Origin of the sequence: Sphingobacterium sp. BN32 (assembly GCF_030503615.1) — a bacterium.
GTDB lineage: Bacteria > Bacteroidota > Bacteroidia > Sphingobacteriales > Sphingobacteriaceae > Sphingobacterium.
Genome location: NZ_CP129963.1, coordinates 3,085,506 through 3,111,079, shown reverse-complemented (window position 1 = coordinate 3,111,079; position 25,574 = coordinate 3,085,506). Strand labels below are relative to the sequence as shown.

The 25,574-nt window shown below is 41.8% G+C and carries 20 protein-coding genes; 12 read left to right on the top strand and 8 right to left on the bottom strand.

The features are described from left to right. Positions 1-184: 184 nt before the first annotated feature. Entirely contained in the window at positions 185-841 is a 657-nt protein-coding gene (locus tag QYC40_RS13130; RefSeq protein WP_301990604.1) for an MgtC/SapB family protein, read from the top strand. Between the two features lie 3 nt (positions 842-844). Here QYC40_RS13130 and QYC40_RS13125 read toward each other — a convergent pair whose 3' ends face one another. Beyond that, complete coding sequence (locus QYC40_RS13125) at positions 845-1,510, bottom strand: bifunctional 4-hydroxy-2-oxoglutarate aldolase/2-dehydro-3-deoxy-phosphogluconate aldolase (protein WP_301990603.1); 666 nt, start codon at positions 1,508-1,510, stop codon at positions 845-847. Then, positions 1,497-2,486: a sugar kinase gene (locus QYC40_RS13120; protein WP_301990602.1), complete on the bottom strand. Its 990-nt coding sequence runs from the start codon at positions 2,484-2,486 to the stop codon at positions 1,497-1,499. The genes QYC40_RS13125 and QYC40_RS13120 overlap by 14 nt, the downstream gene beginning before the upstream one ends. A 144-nt stretch (positions 2,487-2,630) precedes the next feature. Here QYC40_RS13120 and QYC40_RS13115 point away from each other — a divergent pair, with 144 nt between their 5' ends. Beyond that, positions 2,631-3,452: an SDR family oxidoreductase gene (locus QYC40_RS13115; protein ID WP_301990601.1), complete on the top strand. Its 822-nt coding sequence runs from the start codon at positions 2,631-2,633 to the stop codon at positions 3,450-3,452. Between the two features lie 13 nt (positions 3,453-3,465). Beyond that, complete coding sequence (gene uxuA, locus QYC40_RS13110; protein WP_301990600.1) at positions 3,466-4,635, top strand: mannonate dehydratase; 1,170 nt, start codon at positions 3,466-3,468, stop codon at positions 4,633-4,635. 631 nt (positions 4,636-5,266) lie between these two features. Here uxuA and QYC40_RS13105 read toward each other — a convergent pair. Further along, positions 5,267-5,908 carry an outer membrane lipoprotein carrier protein LolA gene (locus QYC40_RS13105; protein ID WP_301990599.1) on the bottom strand — a complete coding sequence of 214 codons (642 nt, stop codon included), beginning with the start codon at positions 5,906-5,908 and terminating at the stop codon, positions 5,267-5,269. A gap of 2 nt (positions 5,909-5,910) precedes the next feature. Next, complete coding sequence (locus QYC40_RS13100; RefSeq protein ID WP_301990598.1) at positions 5,911-8,523, bottom strand: DNA translocase FtsK; 2,613 nt, start codon at positions 8,521-8,523, stop codon at positions 5,911-5,913. A gap of 142 nt (positions 8,524-8,665) precedes the next feature. On the opposite strand from QYC40_RS13100, the gene QYC40_RS13095 reads away from it, so the two are divergent. Then, the gene (locus QYC40_RS13095; RefSeq protein ID WP_301990597.1) at positions 8,666-9,376 is read left to right on the top strand and encodes a DUF4397 domain-containing protein; all 711 of its coding nucleotides are present in this window, start codon (positions 8,666-8,668) and stop codon (positions 9,374-9,376) included. Positions 9,377-9,432: 56 nt separating this feature from the next. Here the strand turns inward: QYC40_RS13095 and tyrS are convergent, their stop codons facing one another. Further along, positions 9,433-10,716: a tyrosine--tRNA ligase gene (tyrS, locus tag QYC40_RS13090; protein WP_301990596.1), complete on the bottom strand. Its 1,284-nt coding sequence runs from the start codon at positions 10,714-10,716 to the stop codon at positions 9,433-9,435. 92 nt (positions 10,717-10,808) lie between these two features. On the opposite strand from tyrS, the gene QYC40_RS13085 reads away from it, so the two are divergent. Next, positions 10,809-11,492 (top strand): hypothetical protein, encoded by a 684-nt coding sequence (locus QYC40_RS13085; protein ID WP_301990595.1) that lies wholly within the window; start codon positions 10,809-10,811, stop codon positions 11,490-11,492. Between the two features lie 43 nt (positions 11,493-11,535). Beyond that, on the top strand, positions 11,536-13,230 hold the full coding sequence (locus tag QYC40_RS13080; protein WP_301990594.1) for an amino acid permease: 1,695 nt from the start codon (positions 11,536-11,538) through the stop codon (positions 13,228-13,230). A gap of 123 nt (positions 13,231-13,353) precedes the next feature. On the opposite strand, the gene QYC40_RS13075 is transcribed toward QYC40_RS13080, so the two are convergent. Next, on the bottom strand, positions 13,354-15,294 hold the full coding sequence (locus tag QYC40_RS13075; protein WP_301990593.1) for a KUP/HAK/KT family potassium transporter: 1,941 nt from the start codon (positions 15,292-15,294) through the stop codon (positions 13,354-13,356). 208 nt (positions 15,295-15,502) lie between these two features. Here QYC40_RS13075 and QYC40_RS13070 point away from each other — a divergent pair, with 208 nt between their 5' ends. Further along, positions 15,503-15,958, top strand: coding sequence for a T9SS type A sorting domain-containing protein (locus QYC40_RS13070; RefSeq protein ID WP_301990592.1), 456 nt, complete (start codon positions 15,503-15,505; stop codon positions 15,956-15,958). A 485-nt stretch (positions 15,959-16,443) separates the two neighbouring features. Here the strand turns inward: QYC40_RS13070 and QYC40_RS13065 are convergent, their stop codons facing one another. Next, entirely contained in the window at positions 16,444-17,730 is a 1,287-nt protein-coding gene (locus QYC40_RS13065) for a citrate synthase (RefSeq protein WP_301990591.1), read from the bottom strand. 300 nt (positions 17,731-18,030) lie between these two features. Here QYC40_RS13065 and QYC40_RS13060 point away from each other — a divergent pair, with 300 nt between their 5' ends. Both QYC40_RS13060 and QYC40_RS13055 read left to right on the top strand, forming a co-directional pair. After that, positions 18,031-18,393, top strand: a complete 363-nt coding sequence (locus QYC40_RS13060; RefSeq protein WP_301990590.1) for a BlaI/MecI/CopY family transcriptional regulator — start codon at positions 18,031-18,033, stop codon at positions 18,391-18,393. 4 nt (positions 18,394-18,397) lie between these two features. Next, positions 18,398-20,530, top strand: a complete 2,133-nt coding sequence (locus QYC40_RS13055; protein WP_301990589.1) for a M56 family metallopeptidase — start codon at positions 18,398-18,400, stop codon at positions 20,528-20,530. A 93-nt stretch (positions 20,531-20,623) separates the two neighbouring features. Here the strand turns inward: QYC40_RS13055 and pth are convergent, their stop codons facing one another. Then, positions 20,624-21,187: an aminoacyl-tRNA hydrolase gene (pth, locus tag QYC40_RS13050; RefSeq protein ID WP_149526975.1), complete on the bottom strand. Its 564-nt coding sequence runs from the start codon at positions 21,185-21,187 to the stop codon at positions 20,624-20,626. Between the two features lie 367 nt (positions 21,188-21,554). Between pth and azu the strand changes: the two genes are divergently transcribed. From azu to ric, 3 genes are all read left to right on the top strand, one after another. Then, a complete protein-coding gene (gene azu, locus QYC40_RS13045) occupies positions 21,555-22,100 on the top strand; it encodes an azurin (RefSeq protein WP_301990588.1) in 546 nt (181 codons plus the stop codon). 79 nt (positions 22,101-22,179) lie between these two features. Then, on the top strand, positions 22,180-24,420 hold the full coding sequence (locus QYC40_RS13040) for a nitric-oxide reductase large subunit (protein WP_301990587.1): 2,241 nt from the start codon (positions 22,180-22,182) through the stop codon (positions 24,418-24,420). Position 24,421: 1 nt separating this feature from the next. Then, positions 24,422-25,144, top strand: a complete 723-nt coding sequence (ric, locus tag QYC40_RS13035; protein ID WP_301990586.1) for an iron-sulfur cluster repair di-iron protein — start codon at positions 24,422-24,424, stop codon at positions 25,142-25,144. The last annotated feature ends 430 nt before the right edge of the window (positions 25,145-25,574 follow it).

Sequence of the window (25,574 nt, the reverse complement as noted above, 5' to 3'; positions counted from 1 at the left end):
ATAGACATGCCTTAGGCATGACAAGAAATAATGGTCTGGATTCCTTTGGAGTCCAGACCATTTTCTTTTATAAAAAAATCACATCTAAATCTAGCTTGTACAGAACAATATGTATTTAATATTTATTTAATGTTAAGTAGATTTGGAATTAAATAGAAGGGTAAGACTATATATGAATATTGAAATGATCACAGATCAATTTATTTTTGACTGGAATGATTTGTTCAAAGCGTTTTTATCGTTGGGGGCGGGCTTCCTGTTAGGCTTTGAGCGCGAATGGAAAGATAAGTCCGCAGGATTCAAGACGATTTCTATTATTTGTTTGGGAAGTACCTTATTCTCGATATTATCGATGAAGCTTGGCGCAGGGGACTCTGAAGACGCGACCCGGATAGCATCCTATGTCGTTTCGGGTATTGGCTTCTTGGGGGCAGGTGTTATCTTCAAAGATGGCGTTAATGTTAATGGATTGACAACAGCAAGTATTATTTGGATGTCGGCAGCAGTGGGGATGGCAATAGGATTCGGCATGTTCATCACGGCGATTCTGTTCTTAGGCGCTTGCTTCTCGATCATTATTTCCGGCCCCATCTTAAATCGTTATGTGTTACGGAATTTAGTGAAGATTGTGACCGTTAAGTTTGATGCACATCAACTCTCTGAGAAGGATAGCTTTATCAACGATATTCGTCCGCTGACCAAACAGTTAAAGATCAAATCACAGACCTTGAACAAGGAAGGCTTGGTGTTGGTATTGGAGGTTCTGATTGATAAGGGAAATATCAGAAACTTCGAAAACGTCATCATGGCGCATCATTCTATCTCCGAAGTATCTTTATAAGTTTTAGGCTGTTGCCCAGCCTAAAACCTTTCTACAGTTTGCACTAATTTCTTCGAGATTATATTCTCCATCCTGTTGTTTAAACAATTTGGAGCCCATACCTACCGAGGTAACACCTGCTGCGAACCAATTCTTAATATTGCTCTCTTCCACATCCACACCACCGGTCGGCATAAACTTCATGGTGGGGAATAGAGGCTTGATACCTTTTAAGAATCCAGTACCTAAAGTTTCACCCGGGAATAGCTTGACAAATCCGCAACCTGCGAACATGGCATTTGCAATTTCTGTGGGCGTCATACAGCCGGGAATCCATAAGCAATTGTTTGCTTTTGCTATTTCTGCAAGTTCTGCGACAAAGATCGGGCTTACTAAGAACTCAGTACCCAGCGCCAGAAAACTTTCTGCAGCCGCACGGTCGAGGATGGTGCCGATACCCAATGTCAATTCCGGCATTGCATCTTTCTTATAGTCTACCAAAGCTTTAAAGTTAGCCTCAGCGTTTTTGCCACGGTTAACGAATTCAAAAACTCGTATGCCGCCATCATAACAAGCTTTGAGTACTTGTTTACATACTTCCACATCATCGTGATAAAATACCGGGATCACGGGATATGCTTTGATTTTCTCTATAATTTGATCGATCTGCATCTTCTTAGTATTTTCCATTTCCAAAATCGCCGTCTACGAACAGCTTCTCATAGCCTGCGCCCGTTGCGATATCTATTATTTCCTGCGCCTGCTGGGTTTTTCGTAATGCATGAATCAACCCAGCCATAAATGCATCGCCACTACCGATACGATCGACAATCGCATTGGTTTCATAAGTCTGCGATACGGCATTATCCGTTCGGGAATGATAGGTGCCAAAAAACAAATTATGCGTAGGATTATCCATAAACCTAAAGGTATTGGCAATATGTTCCAATCTAGTATATTTTTCGAACAAAGCAGCAGCGGATACTGTTGAGGCTTCTACCAAAACTTCTTTCTCCGTATTCCTGTCTAAACCCTCGGGAACAGCGATTCCAACCATGGTATGCGTAGCCCAAATATTTCCCATAATAACATGGCAATAAGCCAATAAGTCTGGCATAATCTCCAATGGGTTTTTGCCATACTGCCAAAGTCTATTGCGGTAGTTTAAATCGACAGAGATATAAATATTGCGTTCGCTAGCCGCTTGCAATACCTTTAACATCACATCGGCCATTTCCTGGTTCAATGCTGGTGTCAATGCCGTCCAATGCAGCCAATCTACATCCTCAAACAGGACATCGAAGTCAAGGTCATCAGCCTTCAATTGCGAAAAACTGGAGTATTTGCGGTCGTAAATTACTTCACCTTTCGTCAATCCATTTGCCGATAACAGAAAATAAGAACCAATGCGGTCGCCAATTTGAAGACATTTCGATGTATCGACCTGGTGACGGTTCAAAACTGCCAATATCTCTTCGCTAAGCTTATTGTTTGGGAAGGCGCTGGCATATTGCACAGGGGTTCCCATTTGTCCAAGCGAACAGGCCACATTGGCTTCTGATCCACCGGGGTAAATCCGTAATAAATTCTCTTGATTTCCAAAGAAACTATCTCCGACACTTTGCTGTCTGATGAGTATTTCTCCAAATGATAAAACGTGTGGCATAGGTTGTTAAATAATGCAATATAATGCTTTTAAGTGGCTTCTCAAGGATAATCTTCGCAAACGATTACGTAATTATACTCCATTAAATACCGCTATATTATGGATAAATTGCTTATTATTGAAAATATAATCTAACCAAAAACTATGAGTATTCTAGACAAATTTTCCCTAAAAGATAAGGTTATTGTAATCACTGGTGGTACCGGTATCTTGGGTAAATCCTTTGTCCATGCGGTTGCCGAAGCTGGCGCTAAAGTTTGCGTCATTGGTCGCAATCAAGAGAAAATCGATGAGCGTGTTGACCAGGCAAAAGCATTAGGTGCGGAAGCATTGGGCGTTGTTGCGGATGTGATGGATGAGCAGTCGGTCAAAGAGGCGAAGGATAGCATCCTCAAAGCTTTCGGAACTATTGATGGTCTTGTCAACGCAGTTGGTGGCAATATACCAGGAGCAACAATTGGCGATGAGCAAAATATATTTGACAATAAGATTCAAGATACCATCAAAGCGATCGAACTGAACCTATATGGAACGATTATCCCGACCATGATCTTAGGCCAGGTGATAGCTGAGAAGGGCGCAGGAGCGATTATCAATATTTCTTCCCTAGCCGCTAGCCGTCCGCTGACCCGCGTGCTTGGCTATACGGTAGCAAAACACGGTATCGACGGGTTTACCAAATGGATGTCTACCGAGTTGGCGCTTCGTTATGGCGATAAAGTACGCGTCAATGCAATTGCACCGGGCGTATTTTTGACGGAACAAAACAGAACTTTATTGACCAACCCTGACGGGACTTATAGCCCTAGAGCACAGAAATTCATCAACGGCACACCTTATCAACGTCTAGGCGATCCTAGCGAACTTGAAGGTACCTTGGTGTATTTGCTTAGCGATGCTTCCGAATTCGTGTCCGGAGAGACCGTATTTGTGGATGGAGGCTTCAATACATGGTGTGGCGTTTAATTTAAAGGCGTATATGCAATTTTTAGAACAAACATGGAGATGGTATGGCCCGAACGATTCGGTGTCCTTACAAGACGTAAAACAGGCTGGTGCGACGGGCATTGTCTCGGCACTACATCATATAGCTCATGGCGAAGTATGGCCATTAGCAGATATTCAGGAACGCAAGCGCATTATTGAGGAAGCAGGACTGACTTGGTCGGTTGTTGAAAGTGTGCCGGTTCACGAGGCGATCAAGACGGGCGCGGCAAATGCCGATGAATATTTAGAACGCTATAAGGAGTCGTTGAAAAACCTGGCGGCATGCGGCATCAAAACGGTATGCTATAATTTTATGCCTGTTTTGGACTGGACGCGTACGCAGTTGGATCTAACCATGAAGGATGGCTCCAAAGCCTTATATTTTGATTGGATAGACCTGGCGATTTTTGATATTTATATTCTAAAGCGTCAGGATGCTCAGGCTGACTACCCAGCAAACGTTCAACAAGCAGCGGAGGAGAAATTTGCAACCTTAGATCAGGATGCACTAAACGAATTAGAACGAGTGGTATTGATGGGGATTCCCGGCGAAAGCGATATTACCCTAGATTCCCTGCAAAATAGTATCTCGGTATACAAAGAAATAGGCTTCGATGGCTTGCGCAAAAACTTGCTATACTTCTTAAACAGCATTGCTGAGGTTTGCGAGCAGAACGGCATTTTGATGACGATCCACCCCGACGATCCTCCATATCCGATATTAGGACTTCCACGTATTGTTAGCAATGCAGAAGATCTGAACTACATCATCAGCGAACAAGAGAAGCAGTTTAATGGAATTTGTTTCTGTACGGGCTCGCTAGGAGCGGGGCCAAAGAACGATCTTCCCGCTATATTTGATCAGGTGAAACATCGTGTCAACTTCGTACACCTACGAAACGTGAAGCGCGAAGAGATCGGAAGTTTCTACGAAGCCGACCATTTGGATGGGGATGTGGATATGTTTAAAGTGATGGAAGCCTTAGTTGCAGAAAATCAAAAAAGAGAACAACCTATTCCTTTCCGCCCAGATCACGGACACCAAATGTTAGACGATCTAAACAAAGTAACCAATCCAGGATATTCTGCCATCGGACGCTTGAGAGGCCTTGCAGAACTTCGCGGTCTGGAGTTGGGGATTATCAGGTCGAATAGATATTAGAATTTAGATATTAGATATCAGAGTATGGCGCCGGATAGGCGCCTTTTTTTTGGATATTTGTTTTGAACTGGGAAAGGAGGGAAGTTTGTTTTGAAAGAAAGAAAGGAAGGATTTAAGAGTTGTCAGGATGGTATTGTCTTGAACCAGGAAAGGAAGGATTTAAGGGTTGTCAGGATAGTATTATCTTGAACCAGGAAAGGAAGGATGAAAAGATCAGCAGGATCCTGTTCATCCTCGTATCCTTTTTTTCCTGGTTCAAGACAAACTTTCTTTCCAATCCAAAATTTCAAAATAACCCTTCTTTCTTACGGTTAAAGTGTAAAACAGAGCTCAGTTATGTGTCTCTCCATACAAGACTAATGTTCTCCCAATATAAACCCCTTTCATTCCCAATCGCAATTGGGAATGAAAGGGGTTTATATTGGGTTTGTATTGGGTTTGAAAGGGCTTTAAGCAGAACAAGTCCTATACTTGCCTCGTACGAAACAGCACTTAACTCAAATAAATTTCAATAAAAAAAGAAGCTGTCCCGAAAAGGACAGCTTCTACAATTCTAAAATCTAATGTCTAATATCTTATATCTGAATTCTAAAATCTAACGTCTAATATCTTATATCTGAATTCTGAGCCTCTATCTCAAATCCACCACTTCAAAGCCGGCGTAATTGGCTTTTTGGAATTGAAAGGTACTTGCAGGGATAGGATTGTTAACATACAGCGTATTGATGGTATAGGTATAACGAGATCCTGACTTGTCGAAAATCGTCACATCGTGGATGTGGTTATTCTTGTTGATGCGCAATTTGATCTTAAAATAGTTGCGTTTGGTATCTTCCGGAGACAGCTCAATTACTTTTACTTTACCAGCGCCAGATACGCTTTCATCGTCCATGCTGATGTATTTAAACCCGGAGCGATAGAAGGTGAAGATATTGTTGGGACCGATGGATTCATTGCTGTTATCGGCTTCTGATACTTGCACTTCTTTATCTTCTTTTAAAACCGACCATACGGATTTACCATCGGAGATCAAATCCTGCTCGGGCAATACGATTTTATACTGCTGCGCAGGTTTGTTCATAAACATTTGGCCCTTGTCCGAATAGCTTTCGCCTTTCGCTTGTACAGCTTTAAAAGTAAAATTGGACTGAATTGTTCGGTAGCTATCGTATTTTTTTGATACCTCGTCTAATAATGATTTAGCATAACGGTCTTGCGCAAAAGCTGTGCTCACCGAGAAGAATGCTAATAATACATACAAAAATCTAATCATCTTTAATTGTCTTTTCTTAACGTTTCCAAATACTGTTCCAACGAATAATCATCAGGGTATAGCACCTCGCGGGCTTTACTGCCTTCAAATGGACCTACGATACCTGCAGCTTCCAATTGATCGATAATTCGTCCAGCGCGGTTATAACCTAATTTTAACTTACGCTGTATTAAAGATGTTGAGCCTTGTTGATGCATAACGATCAGGCGTGCAGCCTCTTCGAATAGCTGATCTCTGTCAGCCGGGTCGAAGTCGGATATTCCTTCGCCATCGCCATTCGGATCTACATACTCCGGTAGGTAATGGGCAGATGGGTATCCGCGTTGGGAGCCAATAAATTCAGAAACCTCATCGACCTCCGGTGTATCCACAAACGCACATTGGATACGAATTAGGTCAGATCCTGTGGCCAGTAGCATATCTCCGCGACCAATTAACTGGTCTGCACCACCGCTGTCGAGGATCGTTCGTGAATCGACCTTAGACAATACGCGGAATGCTAGTCGCGCCGGGAAGTTAGCTTTGATTGTACCGGTAATGATATTTACTGAAGGTCTTTGCGTTGCAATAACCAAGTGAATACCTACCGCACGGGCTAACTGCGCCAATCGAGCAATCGGAGTTTCTACTTCTTTCCCTGCCGTCATCATCAAATCGGCAAACTCATCAATAATAAGAACTATAAACGGTAAGAATCGATGACCCTCCTCAGGGTTTAATCGACGATTGATAAATTTTGCATTATATTCTTTCAAATTCCTTACTTGGGCGTTCTTTAATAGATCATAACGCTGATCCATCTCGATACATAGGGAATTGAGGGTGTTGATTACTTTTTTAGTGTCGGTGATGATGGCTTCGTCCTCATTCGGCAACTTTGCTAAAAAGTGTCTTTCGATCTTCTTAAATAGCGAGAGCTCCACTTTCTTCGGGTCGACTAATACGAACTTCAACTCTGCAGGGTGTTTTTTGAATAGGAGGGAAGTCAAGATGGCATTAATTCCGACCGATTTACCCTGTCCGGTAGCACCAGCCACAAGTAAGTGAGGCATTTTCGCTAAATCGGCTATATACACCTCGTTGGAGATCGTTTTACCTAATGCAATAGGCAAATCCATCTCTGTCTTTTGGAACTTCTCAGTCGCCAGGATAGAGCGCATGGATACCATTTCCGGACTGCTGTTCGGCACTTCGATACCGATAGTACCTTTACCCGGCATTGGCGCAATAATACGGATACCGAGCGCTGCTAAGCTTAAGGCGATATCATCTTCCAGGTTTTTGATCTTCGAAATACGGACACCCGGTTTCGGGATAATCTCGTAAAGCGTTACGGTTGGACCAATAGTCGCCTTGATATGTTCGATTTCGATACTATAGTTACGCAGCGTTTCGACAATTCTGTTTTTGTTTGCTTCTAACTCTTGCTGGTTGATGGTGATCTTTCCAGTGCCGTATTCCTTTAGCAAGTCTAGCGTAGGGTATTTATATCCCGATAGGTCAAGCTTAGGATCGTATTCGCCGAACTTTTCAACCAAATCATTCGCCGAAATGGCTTTTTCCTCGACCACTTTGGCTACGGTCAGGTCAGGTCCAACTGCGGTTTCTTCTGGCTCTTCAAATTCAGGTTCTTCGATACTGAATGCAATTTCATCTGACTCTACCACAGAGGCAACAGGCGTCGGTTTGGGCGTGTTGACAGAGAGTGGTAACGAAACGGTTAAATCTTCCGGTTCTTGGATTTCTTCTTTCTCTGTGAAACTATTGCGAGCGCTCGGCTCTTCAACAGGATGCGAATAAGTATGCGTCGCGACCTCGTTCGTCCTTTGCTTATTGATGGTATTGCTGTGGCTTGTCAGGCTGTCTTCAATAAATTCCTCATCCTCCTCTTCGTCTTCTTCCACTTCGCCTTTATTGCTCTGGAAAGACCATTTCAGATCGAGGTTATAAAGCAGCACCAGCGCCGTCAAAAGAATAAAGATCAATAGCCCTGCAGTTCCGACAACACCCACTTGTGACTTTAGGATTTGGTTTGTCCAGAAGCCAAATTTACCTTCCAGGATATGCGGTGTATCGTATATGAAATCTTGAATAAAGCCGAATGTTACCGAAAGAAACAGGATCGTTACTGCGGAATACAATAAGGTCTTCCAAACCGGGAGGATGGATTTCTTGTACAAGAATTTATAACCGATAACGAATAGCACGACGATAAAAAGAAAAGAAGCCACGCCGAACCATTGATAAATAAATTGATTCGCCAATAATGCCCCAAACTTTCCGAGTTTATTTTCTACCAAAGGTATTTCTGTGTTTTCATCATGAAGCTCATCTGCCGTATTGAGTAATGTGCTCCATCCGCCATTGGTGGCAGCGATATAGCTTTGGTCTGCTTTCCAAGTAAATAAATAAGATATAAAAGCAACTGCGAAAAGTCCAGCAAGTAACAAAAGAAATAATCCTAAGATCTTCAACGCTTTACGCTGTCCCTCAGAGAAGTTTATTTGGTCAAATGATTTTCGTGCGCTTCGTTTTTGATAGGATAAAGTAGTATTCTTAGCCTTCTTTGTCCCTGTCGATCCACTACCGTTTTTAAATGTATTTAATTTAGCCATGTAAATGACGCTATTTTTCTTCTACAAACTTAAAAAAAAATGACAGAATTGTTTGCGTTGATTGATTTGATTTATCTATCCTTGTAGCAATAAGCTTTCCAAACTCGTTAGATAGAATAAATAATAATTCTTTTTTGTTGATATGAATTTTCTAAGAAACGCTAAGCTATTTTCCCTTGCTCTGTTGTCTGCTTTCCTCCTGATTAGTTGTCAGAAAGATAGCTTGAGTGATGCTCCGTTGGATGGTCAATCATTTTCGGGTGTTGCAGGATTCAATGCGATATATCGCAGCTTGGGGCTGGATATGAAGATTGACGACCGCGTAATCAATTCTGGAGAATACTTTGATATGGGCGGTGCGGTGAAGCATAAAAGCGTTTTCCCAGGCAGAAGAACCATCAGTCTTTATGATAAAGATAAAAAAGTGGAGGTTTTCCGAGGCGAGCATTTGGTTGATCCGGGGAAGATTTATTCCGCGTTTTTTTACGGTAAGGATAATGTACAGATGAAAGTGGTGGAAGATGATATGATTGCTCCACCGGTTGGGAAAGCTAAAATTAGGATAGCAAACTTCGCGAATAACCATCGTATTGACTTCAAAGTGAAGGAAGGACAAACCGCAAGCGCGGGAGATAGAGTGCTTTCTGCACAGGAGGTGACTAGTTTTTACGAGTTTGAGACCGCGCAAGTGCGGTTTCAGTTTGAGAACGATAGCGAGCTCTCACAAATGTCTATTTCTTTCCGACCTAAGGATAGAGGCGTTTATACGGTGTTTTTGATACCAAGGATTGTTTTCAATGTGGATGGGATGACCATGCCAGATTATGAAATCCAAATCATTGAACATAATTAAACCATATAAAAAAGGGCCGATCATCGATCGGCCCTTTTTTATATCGTATACCTTGACTAAGCAACAGTTACCAAGTAGTAGTTTTTCTTACCACGTTGGATAACCAAATACTTGTTATTAATCAAGTTTGATTCGTTGACAACTTGCTCGATATCGGTAAGTTTTTCTCTGTTCAAAGATACTCCACCACCTTGTAGCATTTTGCGAGCTTCTCCTTTTGAAGGGAACACAGCCGTATCAACTGCTAACAGATCCAATACATTGATGCCTGCAGCTAACTTGTCTTTTGCCAGATCGAACTGCGGAACTCCGTCGAATACTTCTAACACAGCCTCATGATCCAGGTCTGCTAAGAATTCTAATGAGCCGTTTCCGAACAAGAATTCTGAAGTTTTTACAGCCGTTTCATAATCTTTTTCCGAGTGCGTTCTGATTGTGATATCTTTTGCTAATGCCTTTTGAACCACACGTAAGTGCGGTGCAGCATCGTGCTCTGTAATGATTGCCTCGATTTCTTCCTTAGGAAGTAAGGTAAAGATCTTGATCCAGTTTTTAGCATCATCATCAGAGGTGTTCAACCAGAATTGATAGTACTTATATGGCGATGTTTTCTTAGCATCTAACCACACAGCACCCGATTCTGTTTTACCAAACTTCTGACCATCTGCTTTCTTGATCAATTGCGTAGTCAATGCATAGGCAGTTCCTTGGTCCTGACGACGGATCATCTCGCTACCTGTTACAATATTTCCCCATTGATCGGAACCACCCATTTGGATTTTACAGTTGTGGTGTTTCCATAGATAATAGAAATCATAACCTTGAATTAGTTGATAGGTAAATTCGGTAAAAGATAGACCATTGTCACCCTCCAAACGTTTCTTAACAGAATCTTTGGACATCATGTAATTCACGGTAATCAGCTTACCCACATCACGAATAAAATCTAAGAATTTAAAATCCTTAAACCAGTCGTAGTTGTTGACCATCTTTGCGTCGGTTTCACATTCTCCGAAGTTTAAGAACTTCGCGAGCTGTTTTTTCAAACATGCTACGTTGTGATTCAGTGTTGTTTCGTCTAAAAGATTTCTTTCAGCTGATTTAAATGAAGGGTCGCCAATCATTCCCGTTGCGCCACCAACAAGCGCTACTGGTTTGTGTCCAGCATGTTGGAAGTGGATTAGGGTCATGATTTGGGTTAAATGGCCTACGTGTAGTGAATCTCCTGTAGGATCGAATCCTATATAGCCAGCAACTTGTTCTTTATTCAACAATTCCTCTGTGCCTGGCATGATGTCTTGGAGCATGCCTCTCCAACGTAATTCTTCTACAAAGCTCATAGTTTAGCCCTTAATATTTTTTAATTAAGTTGCAAAGATACGAGATATTACTGTATCTTACGGATAATTTATAGGATAATGACCAGGATAGGATGAACTTTCTTTCTCATTTCTATTTCGAACGATATGCCACTCAATCGGAACGTGTGCTGGGATCTTTGCTTCCAGATTTACTGAAGAATGTGGATAAAACATATGTATTCCATCCGCAGCGTTTCGAAGAAGAGCTTTTTATACACCCGCTTAGTATGGCGATATCCGAAGGTTGGTATCGGCATGTTGAAGTAGATAAGCTTTTCCATAGTAGTGAGTTTTTTCTGGATCATTGTCATAATTTGCGCAAGAAGCTGGAGCCTGTGCTGGAGGGCCTCCCAATCCGAGCTTCTTTCCTAGCGCATATAGCAATAGAGCTGTTACTCGATCATTTGTTGATCAAGCATAACTTGGTTAATGTAGGTCGTTTGTATGAGCATTTGGAACATGTGAATCGAACAGTTCTGAAGAATTATCTATTGACTATCGGTGTAACCGACATTGAGGGCTTTTATCATTTTTACGATCGATTTATAGAATCACGCTATATTTTCGACTATAAATATATAGAGCATATCTCCAAACCGCTTTTCAACATTTCTAAGCGTGTTTGGGATTTTCAAACCACACCTGAATATCATCAGAATTTGAGCAAAGTGCTAATGGAATACGAGGCTGATCATCTTCAGAACTTTAGAGATATCTATGTATATATTCAGGATAATATGACATATTTATCATAATTTTTTAGACTTTTGTTTTCTCACTCCAATAATTTACTAAAATATGGCAAATAGACTGTTCCGCAAGAAAAGCGTAGATCAGATACTTTCCGATGCTGAACATGGCGGTTCAGGCCTAGCAAAAATACTAGGCGTTCGAGATTTAATTTCATTAGGCATTGCGGCGATAGTTGGAGCTGGAATCTTCTCTACTATCGGCTTAGCAAGTTATAACGGAGGCCCTGCGGTCTCACTTCTTTTTGTATTCGTGGCATTTGCATGTGTGTTTACCGCACTGTCTTATGCACAATTTGCGAGTACAGTTCCCGTATCAGGTAGTGCTTACACCTATGCTTATGTTGCTTTTGGTGAGCTATTCGCCTGGATCATCGGCTGGGCTTTGGTACTCGAATACGCGGTTTCCAATATGGTTGTGGCCATTTCATGGTCGCAATATTTTGTTTCCATGCTGGAGGGATTTGGTATACATCTCCCGAAATGGATGACGATGGCTCCGGGCTATGCGCTGGAGGCCCATGCGAAATCCTTAGAAGTAGGGGCGGCTCAATTGGAAAATATTGAGAAAGTAGCCCTACAGGCATACGAAACAGCACCACGATTCTTAGACATCCCTATAATTTTTGATATGCCTGCAGGTTTGATCACGGTATTGGTGACGGCGCTGGTTTATATAGGAATCAAGGAATCGCAACGCGCTAGTAATATCATGGTGATGATTAAGGTGGGGATTATCCTCGCTGTTATCATTGGTGGTATTTTTTTCGTTAAACCGGAGAACTGGACGCCTTTTGCGCCGAATGGTTTGGCGGGTGTCATGAGCGGGGTTGCAGCGGTGTTCTTTGCGTTCATTGGTTTTGACTCGATCTCTACTACGGCTGAAGAGTGTAAGAATCCACAACGCGATCTTCCACGGGCAATGATTTATTGTTTGGTGATATGCGCGGTGCTTTATGTGGCGATTACCTTGGTGTTGACAGGGATGGTGAATTACAAAGAATTGAATGTTAAAGATCCTTTGGCTTACGTCTTCTCGTATGTTGGATTTGACCATATGGCCGGTATTATCTCAGTAACCTCGGTTATTGCGATTACTTCGGCATTGTTGGTTTTCCAATTGGCTCAACCAAGAATTTGGATGACCATGAGTAGAGATGGCTTGTTGTGGAAGAAGTTTTCAACGATACACCCGAAATACAAGACCCCTTCCTTTGCGACTATAGTTACGGGTTTTGTGGTGGCTATTCCGGCCTTATTCTTTAAGATGGACTTTTTCGTAGACCTGACTAGCGTAGGTACTTTCTTTGCATTTATTCTGGTTTGTGCCGGCGTGTTGTATATGGACCATGCGGGTATTTCGGAGAAGTCGAAGTTTAAAGTGCCTTATATCAACGGCAAGTACATCGTAGGGTTGGGGATGATTGTTGCATTGATCTTGACCTATAAGTACAGCGATGAAAACCTTTCGCATTGGTTAGAGATGGGTTCGGCAAAGATCCTGATTCACAAATCACTTGTCATTATCTTCTGGCTTACTTGGGCGGTCATGAGTGTGATGAGTTTTAAGTACAATTTTTCCCTATTGCCTGTAATCGGGGTTTTGATCAACCTTTATTTAATGTCCGAACTAGGCGCAAGCAATTGGATTATCTTCGTGATTTGGTTGCTGATCGGTTTGATCATTTACTTCGCTTATGGTTATAAGCATTCGAAACTTAACAAGAGAGCGACGGAAAGTTAATCTCTATACATCATAAAAAAAAGCCCTCCGTGATGGGGCTTTTTTTTATGAAAGTATCTGTTTTCAAAATCCATCAAGAAATTCACTCCGGTTGGTGTTTCGATAGAAATATGTATGCTTTTATTATAGTCGTTTTAACTGTACATCTTCTGTGTTTGGAATCGTCAGTGGGACGCGTTCCAAGGTGACAAAGCTACTATCTAGTCCAAATCCTTTCTCTTCGGATAGACTGAATTTCTTTAGGATCTTATAGATTTCTAGTATTACTTTTTCATTCCACTTCAGGAAGTGCGTTTTAGAGATTACTTTCTCCAAGACAACGAAGTTGAAGTCGCCTGGGATGTTATGTTTTCTCAATGTATCGTAATGGCTGGTGATATCAATTTCTCCATTTTTAACCATCTCTTCAACGACCTTGCGAAATAGCAAACTGATCTTCTGTTCCACACGGAACCCTAGGTGGAAATCTATTCGGATCAGTTTTCCAGGAATCAGTTGAGTCACTTTATATTCGCGGGTATGAGGGTTGTCCATGACGTCCACGTGAGCTAACCAATAAACATCGGCACGCTTAGGCTTCTTGTTGATGATCGAGTAGGTAATCTTAGACTCCACCTCATGGATATTGTTTGCAGAGGTTAAATAAACAAGATGCGATGAAAACTGTGGAACAGACTTGTCTTCGCTCAACTCAGCAAGGATGTCGTAATAGTCTTTCACATTGACAAACTTCACAAAGCGATTCTTGATTTTTCTTGCACCAAACCATGCGTACATAACAACAAACAGGGTTGCCGCCAATAACAAGGTCAACCATCCACCATGGGCAATTTTACTAATGTTACCCATCAGGAAGGCAAGCTCGATAATCATATAGACACCTGTAAACAAAGCAACAAGGGCAATGTTGATTTTCTTCCGAAGCATAAATGCAGCCATCAGAATGGTGGTCATGATGAAGGTCATATTGATAGACAGACCGTAAGCGGCCTCCATATTGCTAGACTCTCGGAAAATAACAATGATGAGCATACAGCCTAGATAGAGTATCAGGTTGACCGAAGGAACATAAATTTGCCCTTTATGGTCGCTGGGATAACGAATGGCAACCTTTGGCCATATATTCAATCGAACGGCTTCGGCAATCAGCGTGAAGGAGCCGGAAATCATCGCCTGGCTGGCAATAACGGCCGCAATCGTAGCGATGGTTACACCCCATACGACAAACCAATCTGGCATAATAGCATAAAAAGGGTTGATCTCGCCTAAGACAAGACCTTTATTCTCCAATAGCCATGCTCCCTGTCCGAAGTAATTGAAGATCAACATCAGTTTGACGAAGATCCAGCTAATACGGATGTTATTCTTTCCGCAGTGTCCCATATCAGAATACAAGGCCTCCGCACCGGTCGTACAAAGGAAGATTGCTCCCACAATAAACCAAGCATTCGGGTAGTTTGCTAATAATTGATAAGCGTAATATGGGTTTATAGACTTCCAGATCTCCGGGGAATGTCCCAAATAGGAGAGCCCTAAAACCCCAATAGTGCTGAACCAGATGAACATTAAAGGACCGAATACACGGCCTACGATATTGGTTCCAAAACGTTGGATAAGGAACAGCAAGGAGATAATCAAGACCACAATGGGGATGGTCGGCAAGCCTGGATTTTTGATGGCTAAACCCTCGACGGCCGAAGATATCGTGATGGCTGGGGTAATCATACCATCAGCGAGTAGAGTACTCGCTCCGATAATAGCCGGGATGATGAGCCATTTCGCTCTTTTTCGAACAAGCGAGAAAAGAGAAAGAATCCCACCTTCACCTTTATTGTCCGCATTTAACACAATCAATACATATTTGATTGTGGTTTGTAACGTCAGGGTCCAGAAAATACAGGAAAGCCCCCCATAAACCATTAGTTCTTGGACTTCACCTTTATTGAAAATTGCCTTGAAAACGTAAAGAGGAGAGGTCCCGATGTCGCCGAATATGATCCCTAAACTTATTAATAAACCGCCCATACTGACCCTGTGAAGGGCGTGTTTGTGATCTGTGGACATAGCTGTTATTTATGTGATCTAATGATTAAAAAACGTTCGAAATTACAACTTTTTATGCGACAACGTAATTTCCTGTTAAAAATTGTTAAACACTGTAGTTTTCGTCTGTCAAAAAATGAAAAAAGATGTACTTTTGTAATAGGAAGTATGGAATTAATTATTACTTTTGATTAAACCATAACCTAGCGTTAATAATCCAAAGGATAGAATGAATTTTGAATGGAGTAAAATAGCACGTATTAGCATCATGAATACCCTGGTATTATGGATGTTTATTGGCTTTGCCCAAGCAAATACATTCCAAGCCGATACGACTAAAACTGGCGCAACTAAACAAAGTTTGATCTCCGCTAAAAATAGAAACGCTAATCGTGTAGCAGTTATTGCGGAAGAGTCTGATAAATTAATCAATAACGTTAAAGTTTATTACAATCCTATCGCTGATCAAGTAACAGTAAATTTCAAATTAAGCAAAAACAGCCATGTGTCAATCAAGGTCATGGACGCGCTTGGTAATGAAGTCTTAGCTTTACACAATGGTGATTTAGACGCAGGAACTCAAAACGTAAACTTCGACTCCAGTGCCAAACTGAAAGAAGGTATTTACTTCGTAAGGGTGATGAGCGGTTCAGAGACAGTCGTGAAACGAATATCAGTGAGATAGTAGTTAGTACTTAGTATTTAGTATAAAGACCTTAGGCGCCAATAGATGGACGCCTTTTTTTGTGCATTATACTCACTAGCGTAGGCTATCCCACTATAGGTCTAACTAGTATTTAGTATAAAGACCTAGGGCGCCAATAGATGGGCGCCTTTTTTTGTGCATTATACTCACTAGCGTAGGCTATCCCACTATAGGTCTAACTAGTATTTAGTATAAAGACCTTAGGCGCCAATAGATGGACGCCTTTTTTTGTGCCTTATACTCACTAGCGTAGGCTATCCCACTATAGGTCTAACTAGTATTTAGTATAAAGACTTAGGCGCCAATAGATGGACGCCTTTTTTTGTGCATTATACTCACTAGCGTAGGCTATCCCACTATAGGTCTAACTACTAACTACTAAATACTAGCTACTAAGTACTAAAAAAGGGATAGCCAATGTTACTCGACTATCCCTTCTCCTTATAAAATTGAAAAGTGTTTTCTTATCTATCTTTGATGCTTACGTAAGGGCGTAATGTTGCACCAGTGTATACTTGTCTTGGACGACCGATAGGCTCTTTATTATCACGCATTTCTTTCCATTGTGCAATCCATCCTGGAAGACGACCTAGCGCAAATAATACAGTAAACATATCAGAGTTGAATCCTAATGCGCGGTAGATGATACCTGAATAGAAGTCAACGTTTGGATATAATTTACGGTCGATGAAGTACTGGTCGCTTAATGCTGCTTCTTCTAATTTCTTAGCGATCTCTAAAACAGGGTCATTAACTCCCAATTTCTCTAACACGTCATCACAAGCTTTCTTGATGATTTTCGCACGAGGATCGAAGTTCTTGTAGACACGGTGACCGAATCCCATTAAACGGAAAGGATCGTTCTTGTCTTTTGCTTTTGCTAAGTATTTCTCAGCATCACCACCATCTTCCTTAATCGCTTCCAACATTTCGATTACCGCTTGGTTAGCACCACCATGAAGAGGTCCCCATAAGGCATTAATACCAGCAGAGATAGAAGCATACATATTTGCATTTGATGATCCTACGATACGTACAGTTGATGTTGAACAGTTCTGCTCGTGGTCTGCATGTAAAATCAATAATTTGTGCATTGCTTCGATCACTAATGGATCGAACGTTTTCTCTTGATTAACTTCTCCAAAAATCATGTTCAGGAAGTTCTCGATATAACCGAAGTTGTTTTTAGGATAAACAACCGGATGACCTAATGATTTCTTCTGAATCCAAGAAACGATCGTTGGCATCTTAGCTAGTAAGTTGATGATCATTTTATCCTCTTCTTCATCAGATTGGTTCGGGTTTAGTGATTCAGGATAGAAAGATGATAAAACACCTACTAAACATGATAACTGACCCATTGGGTGAGATTTTGATGGGAATCCGGTGAAGAAGTTTTTCATGTCTTCATGGATCATCATTTGCGCACGGATATCAGCGCGGAATTTCTCTAATACTTCTTTCGAAGGAAGTTCGCCGTAAATCAATAAATAGGCAACCTCTAAGAAAGTTGACTTTTCTGCTAATTCTTCAATAGCATATCCTCTATAATGAAGGATACCTTTTTCACCATCTAAGAAGGTAATGGCACTCTTTGTCGCGCCTGTATTTTTATAACCGGGGTCTAATGTGATGTAACCCGATTGATCTCTTAATTTTGAAATATCAATTGCTTTCTCATTTTCAGTACCCGTAATCACTGGGAACTCATAAGAAGAGCCATTTAAGTTAATAGATGCTGTTTCAGACATAGTCAATTTCTTGTATTAATTGTAGTATTACTAAAAGTCGTATACACAAATGTATGAAATTGATTTATAAAATCTAACTGCCCGCCACATCAAAATGACACAATCTCGTCATTTTAGGAACGATTTATTGACTTATTCATGCAAAAAGTCATTACAATTTAATTGTTTTCTTTCTTGGAAAATTTAATAGCCATTATCTAGCATAAAACGAGTCAGTTAAGTCAAGAAAAACAACAAAAAATGTTAAAATATTTGGACATCTACGAAAAACTCGTAAATTAGTGAAAAATCAGTAGATGTATGGAGAAGTTAACAATACAGGAAGAAGAAGCGATGCTATCTATTTGGCAATTAGAGGGTGGCTTCATTCGCGACATCCTAGACAACCTAAAATCCGATGAAATGCCTTATACAACTTTGGCCTCAACCATCCGGAATTTGGAAAAAAAAGGCTATGTAAAAGCGGTGAAATATGCCAATGCAAAACGCTATGAACCTTTGATAACTTCGGAGGAGTATAAGGCGAAATTCATGAACTCTTTTGTCGGTGATTATTTCAAGAATTCCTATAAAGAAATGGTTTCTTTTTTCGTGAAAGAAGAGAAGCTTAGTCCGAATGAACTTGAAGAGATCATGGACATGATTCGAAACAATAAATCATAGCGCCATGGAAAGCCTACTAACCTATTTGCTGCAAGTAAACCTGCTCATCATCATTATCTTTCTGGGCTATCAGTTTCTTTTGAAGGGGCTAACCTTTTATTTGCTCAACCGTATCTACTTCCTTGTAGCGACGATATATGCATTTATTTACCCATTTTTAGACATCAAATCTTGGTTCGCAAAGCAGGTTGAACTTCCTATGGGCGAGGTATTGAGCTACATTCCCTTCGTATTTGAGGAAAAGGAAAGTTATTTCTCGCTAAGTGATTTAATGCTGATGATAGCATCTGTAGGCGCTATCGTTTTGTTTACAAAGTTGCTGATACAGTTGTTTAGCCTTTTGCGGATACATTTGCATTCTGAACCTTCCGCATGGCGCGAATACCTTTTTCGCAATGTAATCTTCCCTATTGCACCATTTTCTTTTTTCAATAAGATCTATGTTCATAAAGAGCAGCATCTGGAAAAAGAACTCCACGATATTTTTAAACACGAGCATGTCCATGTTGAGGGCCATCATACCTGGGATGTCTTGTTGTTTGAAATAGTATTGGTAAGCTGTTGGTATAATCCTTTCGTGTGGTTAATGCGCAAAGCCGTACGTCAAAATCTTGAATACTTGACCGATCAACAAGTGTTAGATAAAGGTGTCGACCGCCAGACTTATCAATACTCTTTGCTGCATGTCACCAAGCAGGGTGCTTCGGTGGGCATCAGCAATCAGTTTAACTTTAAAACCTTAAAAAAGCGCATTATGATGATGAACAAGAAACGCTCATCCAAGTTGGAACTCAGCAAGTATGCATTCCTACTGCCGGTCTTTATTTTGGCCGGAGCAACTTTCACCTTGAACAAGGCGGAAGCAAAGATCGAAACGGTTGTAATTAAAGCCGCTGAAACGAATGTTTCAGAAATTGGACACAAACTATCCGAAAACATAATTCAGCAAGATACAACGAAGAAAAAGGCTAGTTCACAGCAGACCGAGGAGGTCGTGGTTACCGGATTCCGATCTGATGATGCCAATGTCAAAGAACTATCCGGATTAACCTTTAATGCAGAGCAAAGCGATACGTTGAAAGGAAAAATTAACGAAGTCAAAGTAGTAAGAGGCTTCAAGGCGCGCTCATTTAATCAGCTTATCGATCAGGGCGCCAATAAAGACAAAATCATTGTTATCGACGGTAAAGTGATGCCTAAGGACTTTGACCTCTCTTTAATTGATGATCGCCGTGTTGATAACGTTGTGATATTAACCGGGAAAGACGCTCTTGCAATCGATCCAAAAGCCAAAGACGGAGTAATCTCTATCAAAACCAGAAAAGAAGGAGACCCAGTGTCTAGGGTATGGACAATTCAAGATAACAGCATGTCGCCAACGAAGAATAATCTGAGAGTGACCGGAAGAGGCGTATCAGTGCTAGGCTTATCGCATGAGGGGAAGAACATGAGCTACGAGATCGACGGGAAGAAGGTAAGCGAGGAAACATTTAAAGCGATAAAACACGAGGACATCCATTCGATCGACTTGAGGGTAGAAAGCGGCAAAACGGAAGATGGGAAAGAAAAGAAAACCAATCTCATGAAGGTTTTCACGAAGGCGTACGCGAAGGAGCATAACCTTCCGACGCAGGATTCGTTAAGAGGTCGATTTAATGGGGTAGGGATAAAAGTTAACCCAAGTGGTGAGAACCGAAAGCTAACTTTCAGGTCTAACGCGGAAAAAGGCAAGATTGTGTGGTTAGTGAACGAGAAAGTGGTAGAAGGCGATGAAGCCAGCAATTTGAATCCAAACGATATCTTCTCCATCGATGTGCAAAAAAGCAAAGCTACCACAGCGGCCTACGGCGATGATGTTGAAGGAGTAATCAAGATCATCACAAAAGACTCTCCGCTGGCGGTTAATCGTCCGAAAATGGATGGGCAAATCACGGTCTCTACATCGGCAAAAGACATCCCAAATAACGCGATTTATTTTATCGATGATAAGGAAGCTACGAAAGCAGAGGTTGATAGTTTAAAGAGCGAAAAAATTAAAACGGTGAAGGTTATTAAAGGCGATAAAGCCGTAAAAGACTATGGTGATAAAGCCAAGAACGGTGTTATCATGATTACCACCCGCAAAGCTAAAGATTAATTTGAAACTTTTAAGTTTGTTGTTTAGATAATAGAAAAAGCATCTCCCCGATGCTTTTTCTTATTTAATATCTTCACAATTTCCATCAGAAACCTATTTAGTATTTAGGTTGGTCATCGTCAGCTCAATCCCAATATTGATAAAGCTATTGACCATCTTCACCGAATGCTCGATCAATGCCGGCAATTCGCGTTGTTCCTCCTTATCAAATGGGCCTAAGACATAATCTACCTGCCGACCTTTGGAGAAGTTGTCGCCAATGCCAAAGCGCAATCTTGGATATTGCTGACCTCCAATAGAAGCTTCTATAGATCGCAAACCATTGTGTCCTGCTGCAGAGCCCTTCGGCTTTACGCGCAAGGAACCGAATGGAATCGCCAGATCATCAACAATAACCAGAATATTCTGAACAGGAACTTTTAGCTCCTGCATCCAATAGTTTACTGCCTTCCCGCTTAAGTTCATAAATGTCGTCGGCTTGATCACATACACGTTATGCCCACGCTGCTTGTATTCAGTATAGTAAGCATGTTTCAATGTAGACCAAGTTGTCCCGGCCTGATTAGCAAGCTCATCCGCAACCATAAAACCTATATTATGTCGTGTATCGGCGTACTCTTTGCCGATATTCCCTAATCCAACAATTAAAAAATTCATAAAGGCAAAAATAGTGTTTAGATTTTAGATGTGAGACATTAGATTTCAGAACTGCAGCAATGCAGGTTTTTTGTCTTGAACCTTTGGTTTAAACAAGAAAGGAGGTTCGCCTGATCCTGTCAATCTTTTCATCCTTCCTTTCTTGGTTCAGACAATATTTCCTTCCTGTCTTTTTCAAAACAACCTTTCTTTTTCTAAACCAAAGGTCAAAACCCTACATACTATCAACTATATCCCCCCATACTCTAAATGTCTAAAATCTAATGTCTATTATCTAATCCCAACAGCATCACTTAAAAAAATGCGTCTCATCATTTTTTTTGCAATCTATTTACGACACTTTTGTCTTAAATAGAAACACATAATCATGAAAACAATAAATACCTTCGGAATCTTAACATTAGCCTTTGGCCTGTTCACTGCTTCTTGTGGCAACTCAAGTCAGTCGAGCAATGAAGCGGTAGACCACAGTGCTCATCAAACAGAAACTCCAGCGACCGAAGTACCTGCGGCTGCAGCTGAGCCAGAAACGTCTAATGCTGCTAGCAACGATATCACTATCGAAAGTAATGACCAGATGAAGTACAACCTGAGTGAAATCAAGGTGAAAGCTGCAGATCCTGTTAAGTTAACACTAAAACATGTTGGGACTATGAAAAAAGACGTCATGGGACACAACCTCGTAGTATTGAAGGTTGGCGCCGATGTAGCTGCTTTCACAACGGCAGCAATGAACGCTAAGGATACAGACTACATTCCGGAATCGAAAGATGTGATTGCGCATACCAAGGTAATTGGCGGCGGCGAACAGGACGCAATCGAGTTTACCCTTCCAGGCCCGGGTAGCTACGATTTCATCTGTTCATTCCCCGGACATGCCGGAATTATGAAAGGTAAAATCATTGCTGAATAGCGATTAATAGTAACAATAACAAATAACATGGCATCGGGATATCCTGCGATTTAGATCTCGATGCCAAAATGAAACAGACATGAGTAGAGAAAAAAAATTATGGTGGTCATTTATACTGGTAGTAGCGATCTCTTTTAGCGTGCTCCTGTACTATGGCTACAAAATATATCAGGTATCGCCTCCTGTACCCGAACAGGTTGTCGATGCTGATGGAAAAGTATTATTCACCGGCCAAGAGATCAAAGACGGTCAGAACGTTTGGCAAAGTATCGGTGGTCAGGAAGTTGGAACAATATGGGGTCACGGCGCGTACGTGGCTCCTGATTGGACCGCAGATTGGCTTCACCGCGAGGCACTCATCCTCCTAGATAGCTATGCGCAGCAGGAGTTCTCCAGTGCATATGCCGAGCTAAGCGATGAGGATCGAGCGAAGCTACAGACACGCTTGAAAAATAACATCCGAAAGAATACGTTTAATGAAGAAACTAACACCCTTACGATAGATGCGGACCGCGTAAAGGCAGTAAACGAATTATCTGCCTATTATTCCGGCCTTTTTACAGACGATCCTCAATTCGACCAATTGCGTAAAGATTATGCAATTCCAAAGAACGCAATTAAAGATCCTGAACGTTTGCACAAGCTAAATGCCTTTTTCTTTTGGGCAACTTGGGCAACCGTCACCGAGCGCCCCGGCGACCAAGTATCCTATACGCACAACTGGCCAAATGAAAAACTAGTTGGCAATGAGATGACGATGGACCTGCTTGCCTGGTCTGGCGTGAGTATTATCCTGTTAATCTTCTGTGTGGGCGCATTAGTGCTTTGGCAAGTAAAATCGGGCGAAAATGACGAGCTGCTCTACCCGGCTCAAGATCCTTTGCTGCGCCAAGGCATAACCCCATCCATGCGCTTAACGAAGAAGTATTTCTGGATTGTTAGCTTGCTGATGCTCGTTCAGGTCGGATTGGGAATCGTTACTGCACACTACGGTGTCGAAGGCGATGGTCTCTATGGTATTCCGCTCGATCAATTTCTGCCCTATTCAGTAACCCGTACCTGGCATACGCAGCTGGCCATCTTCTGGATCGCAACAGCTTGGTTGGCAACCGGACTCTACATCGCACCGGCCGTGTCGGGCAAAGACCCTAAATTCCAATGCTTTGGCGTCAATTTCTTATTCATTGCCCTGCTGATTATCGTTGCAGGTTCGATGATCGGACAATGGTTCGGGGTGATGCAAAAATTAGACCTGGTACAAAACTTCTGGTTCGGGCATCAAGGCTATGAATATGTAGATCTAGGCCGCTTCTGGCAGTTGTTCCTATTCGTTGGTCTCTTCGTTTGGCTGGCACTCATGGTTCGTCCATTGATCCCGGTATTGAAAAAAGGCGGCGAAGAGAAGAACCTAATCATCATGTTCCTGATTTCCTGCTCTGCAATTGCATTATTCTATGGCGCAGGGCTAATGTGGGGAAGACAAACCAACCTAGCCATTGCCGAATATTGGAGATGGTGGGTCGTGCACCTATGGGTTGAAGGATTCTTCGAGGTATTCGCAACGGTGGTCATGGCGTTCCTGTTTGTACGATTAGGTCTGTTAAAACCGAAGTCGGCAACCGCCAGTGTACTGTTCTCGACCATTATCTTCCTTTCGGGAGGTATCCTCGGAACATTCCACCACCTGTATTTCTCAGGAACACCGACAGCGGTGATGGCCTTAGGAGCAACCTTTAGCGCATTGGAAGTTGTGCCGCTGACGATTATCGGATTTGAAGCCTACCATAACTATAAACTATCCAAATCAACGAAATGGTTGCAGGATTATAAATGGCCAATATACTACCTGATATCTGTGGCGTTTTGGAACTTTCTCGGCGCGGGGGTGTTCGGATTTATTATCAACCCGCCAATCGCCCTATATTATGTGCAAGGGTTGAATACGACGCCATTGCACGGACATACTGCCTTATTTGGGGTGTATGGTATGTTGGGGATCGGATTGATGCTGTTCGTATTGCGCAGCCTATATCGCGATGTGCAGTGGAACGAGAAAATCTTAAAGATCGGGTTTTGGAGCTTGAACATCGGCCTCTTGGCGATGGCATTGTTTAGTCTCTTGCCGGTAGGCGTATGGCAAGCCATAGCAAGTATTAAAGAAGGCATGTGGTATGCGCGCTCTGCCGAGTTAATGCAACAACCAGGAATGGTATTCCTGAAATGGATGCGCACGCCGGGCGATGTAATCTTCGCCATAGGTGTATTCGCCTGCGCATGGTTCGTATTCGATTTAACGTTGAAAAATAAAATTAAAAACTGATATGGAAAATCTAGTGAATGAAAAAATAGGAGATATTGTAGCGAAGAACTTTCATGCTGCAGCAGTATTCAGTAAATATGGTTTAGACTTTTGCTGCGGTGGCGGAAAATCCGTACAAGAGGCAGCGACAAAGAAATCCGTTGACCTGGAGAAACTAACCGAAGAACTTAAAGCTGTACTGAGCGAGCCTAACGAAACGCATATTGACTATGCAGCGTGGCCGGCAGATCTTCTCGCTTCGTACATCGAGAAAACACATCACCGCTATGTACGCGAGAAAGCACCAGTGATCTTAGCCTATTTAAACAAGTTGTGCCAGGTACATGGAAGTCGCCATCCCGAACTCTTAGAAGTGAACAGACTGTTTCAAGAGTGTGCGAAAGAACTCTTACAGCACCTGTTAAAGGAAGAAAGGATATTGTTCCCATACATCGTCCAAATGATCAATTCAGAAATCGATCATACCCAATTGGCAGCGGCACCATTCGGATCAATCGAAAATCCGATTCACATGATGGAACATGAACATGATGCCGAAGGCGAACGTTTCGAAAAGATTGCTAAGTTAACCGATAACTACGCTGTGCCTGCAGATGGTTGCAGCACCTACCGCGTAACCTACGAAATGTTGAAAGAATTTGAAGATGATCTGCATAAACATATACATCTAGAAAATAACATCTTATTCCCGAAATCTATTGCCTTACAACAGGCGTTAAATTAGATGTGAGATGTGAGACATTAGACATGAGATTTTAGAATATGGCGGCCAGCATTGCTCGCCATATTTTTTTTGATGGGAAGGGGAGAAGTATCGTTTTTTGAAGAAAGAAGGATGCGTTGACTTGAACCAGGAAAGGAAGGATGCAAGGATAATCAGGATCGGGTGGAAAGAAAGTGTGTAAGGATTGGTAATGTTGGAGACGTTTAGTGAAACGTCTCTACGCATTGGCGTCCAATTGGCTTCTATACAATTTTGAACTATATAGGCGGTAATCTTGACGAACCGCATAGAGACGTTTCACTAACGTCTCCTAAAACGCACGATTACGATGTGCAAACCAACACCAACACTATACCCGATCCTGCTCATCCTTGCATCCTTCCTTTCCTGGTTCAAAGACAAAGCGCTAAATTGTCCATCCCTGAAATAG

What these genes read in the sequence shown, in the direction of transcription:
- QYC40_RS13040 (WP_301990587.1), top strand. Translation starts at nt 22,180, where the DNA reads ATGAGTAGAGAAAAAAAATTATGGTGGTCATTTATACTGGTAGTAGCG.
- QYC40_RS13125 (WP_301990603.1), bottom strand. Translation starts at nt 1,510, where the DNA reads ATGGAAAATACTAAGAAGATGCAGATCGATCAAATTATAGAGAAAATC.
- QYC40_RS13080 (WP_301990594.1), top strand. Translation starts at nt 11,536, where the DNA reads ATGGCAAATAGACTGTTCCGCAAGAAAAGCGTAGATCAGATACTTTCC.
- QYC40_RS13085 (WP_301990595.1), top strand. Translation starts at nt 10,809, where the DNA reads ATGAACTTTCTTTCTCATTTCTATTTCGAACGATATGCCACTCAATCG.
- uxuA (WP_301990600.1), top strand. Translation starts at nt 3,466, where the DNA reads ATGCAATTTTTAGAACAAACATGGAGATGGTATGGCCCGAACGATTCG.
- ric (WP_301990586.1), top strand. Translation starts at nt 24,422, where the DNA reads ATGGAAAATCTAGTGAATGAAAAAATAGGAGATATTGTAGCGAAGAAC.
- QYC40_RS13100 (WP_301990598.1), bottom strand. Translation starts at nt 8,523, where the DNA reads ATGGCTAAATTAAATACATTTAAAAACGGTAGTGGATCGACAGGGACA.
- pth (WP_149526975.1), bottom strand. Translation starts at nt 21,187, where the DNA reads ATGAATTTTTTAATTGTTGGATTAGGGAATATCGGCAAAGAGTACGCC.
- QYC40_RS13070 (WP_301990592.1), top strand. Translation starts at nt 15,503, where the DNA reads ATGAATTTTGAATGGAGTAAAATAGCACGTATTAGCATCATGAATACC.
- QYC40_RS13105 (WP_301990599.1), bottom strand. Translation starts at nt 5,908, where the DNA reads ATGATTAGATTTTTGTATGTATTATTAGCATTCTTCTCGGTGAGCACA.
- QYC40_RS13065 (WP_301990591.1), bottom strand. Translation starts at nt 17,730, where the DNA reads ATGTCTGAAACAGCATCTATTAACTTAAATGGCTCTTCTTATGAGTTC.
- tyrS (WP_301990596.1), bottom strand. Translation starts at nt 10,716, where the DNA reads ATGAGCTTTGTAGAAGAATTACGTTGGAGAGGCATGCTCCAAGACATC.
- QYC40_RS13095 (WP_301990597.1), top strand. Translation starts at nt 8,666, where the DNA reads ATGAATTTTCTAAGAAACGCTAAGCTATTTTCCCTTGCTCTGTTGTCT.
- azu (WP_301990588.1), top strand. Translation starts at nt 21,555, where the DNA reads ATGAAAACAATAAATACCTTCGGAATCTTAACATTAGCCTTTGGCCTG.
- QYC40_RS13120 (WP_301990602.1), bottom strand. Translation starts at nt 2,486, where the DNA reads ATGCCACACGTTTTATCATTTGGAGAAATACTCATCAGACAGCAAAGT.
- QYC40_RS13075 (WP_301990593.1), bottom strand. Translation starts at nt 15,294, where the DNA reads ATGTCCACAGATCACAAACACGCCCTTCACAGGGTCAGTATGGGCGGT.
- QYC40_RS13055 (WP_301990589.1), top strand. Translation starts at nt 18,398, where the DNA reads ATGGAAAGCCTACTAACCTATTTGCTGCAAGTAAACCTGCTCATCATC.
- QYC40_RS13130 (WP_301990604.1), top strand. Translation starts at nt 185, where the DNA reads ATGATCACAGATCAATTTATTTTTGACTGGAATGATTTGTTCAAAGCG.
- QYC40_RS13115 (WP_301990601.1), top strand. Translation starts at nt 2,631, where the DNA reads ATGAGTATTCTAGACAAATTTTCCCTAAAAGATAAGGTTATTGTAATC.
- QYC40_RS13060 (WP_301990590.1), top strand. Translation starts at nt 18,031, where the DNA reads ATGGAGAAGTTAACAATACAGGAAGAAGAAGCGATGCTATCTATTTGG.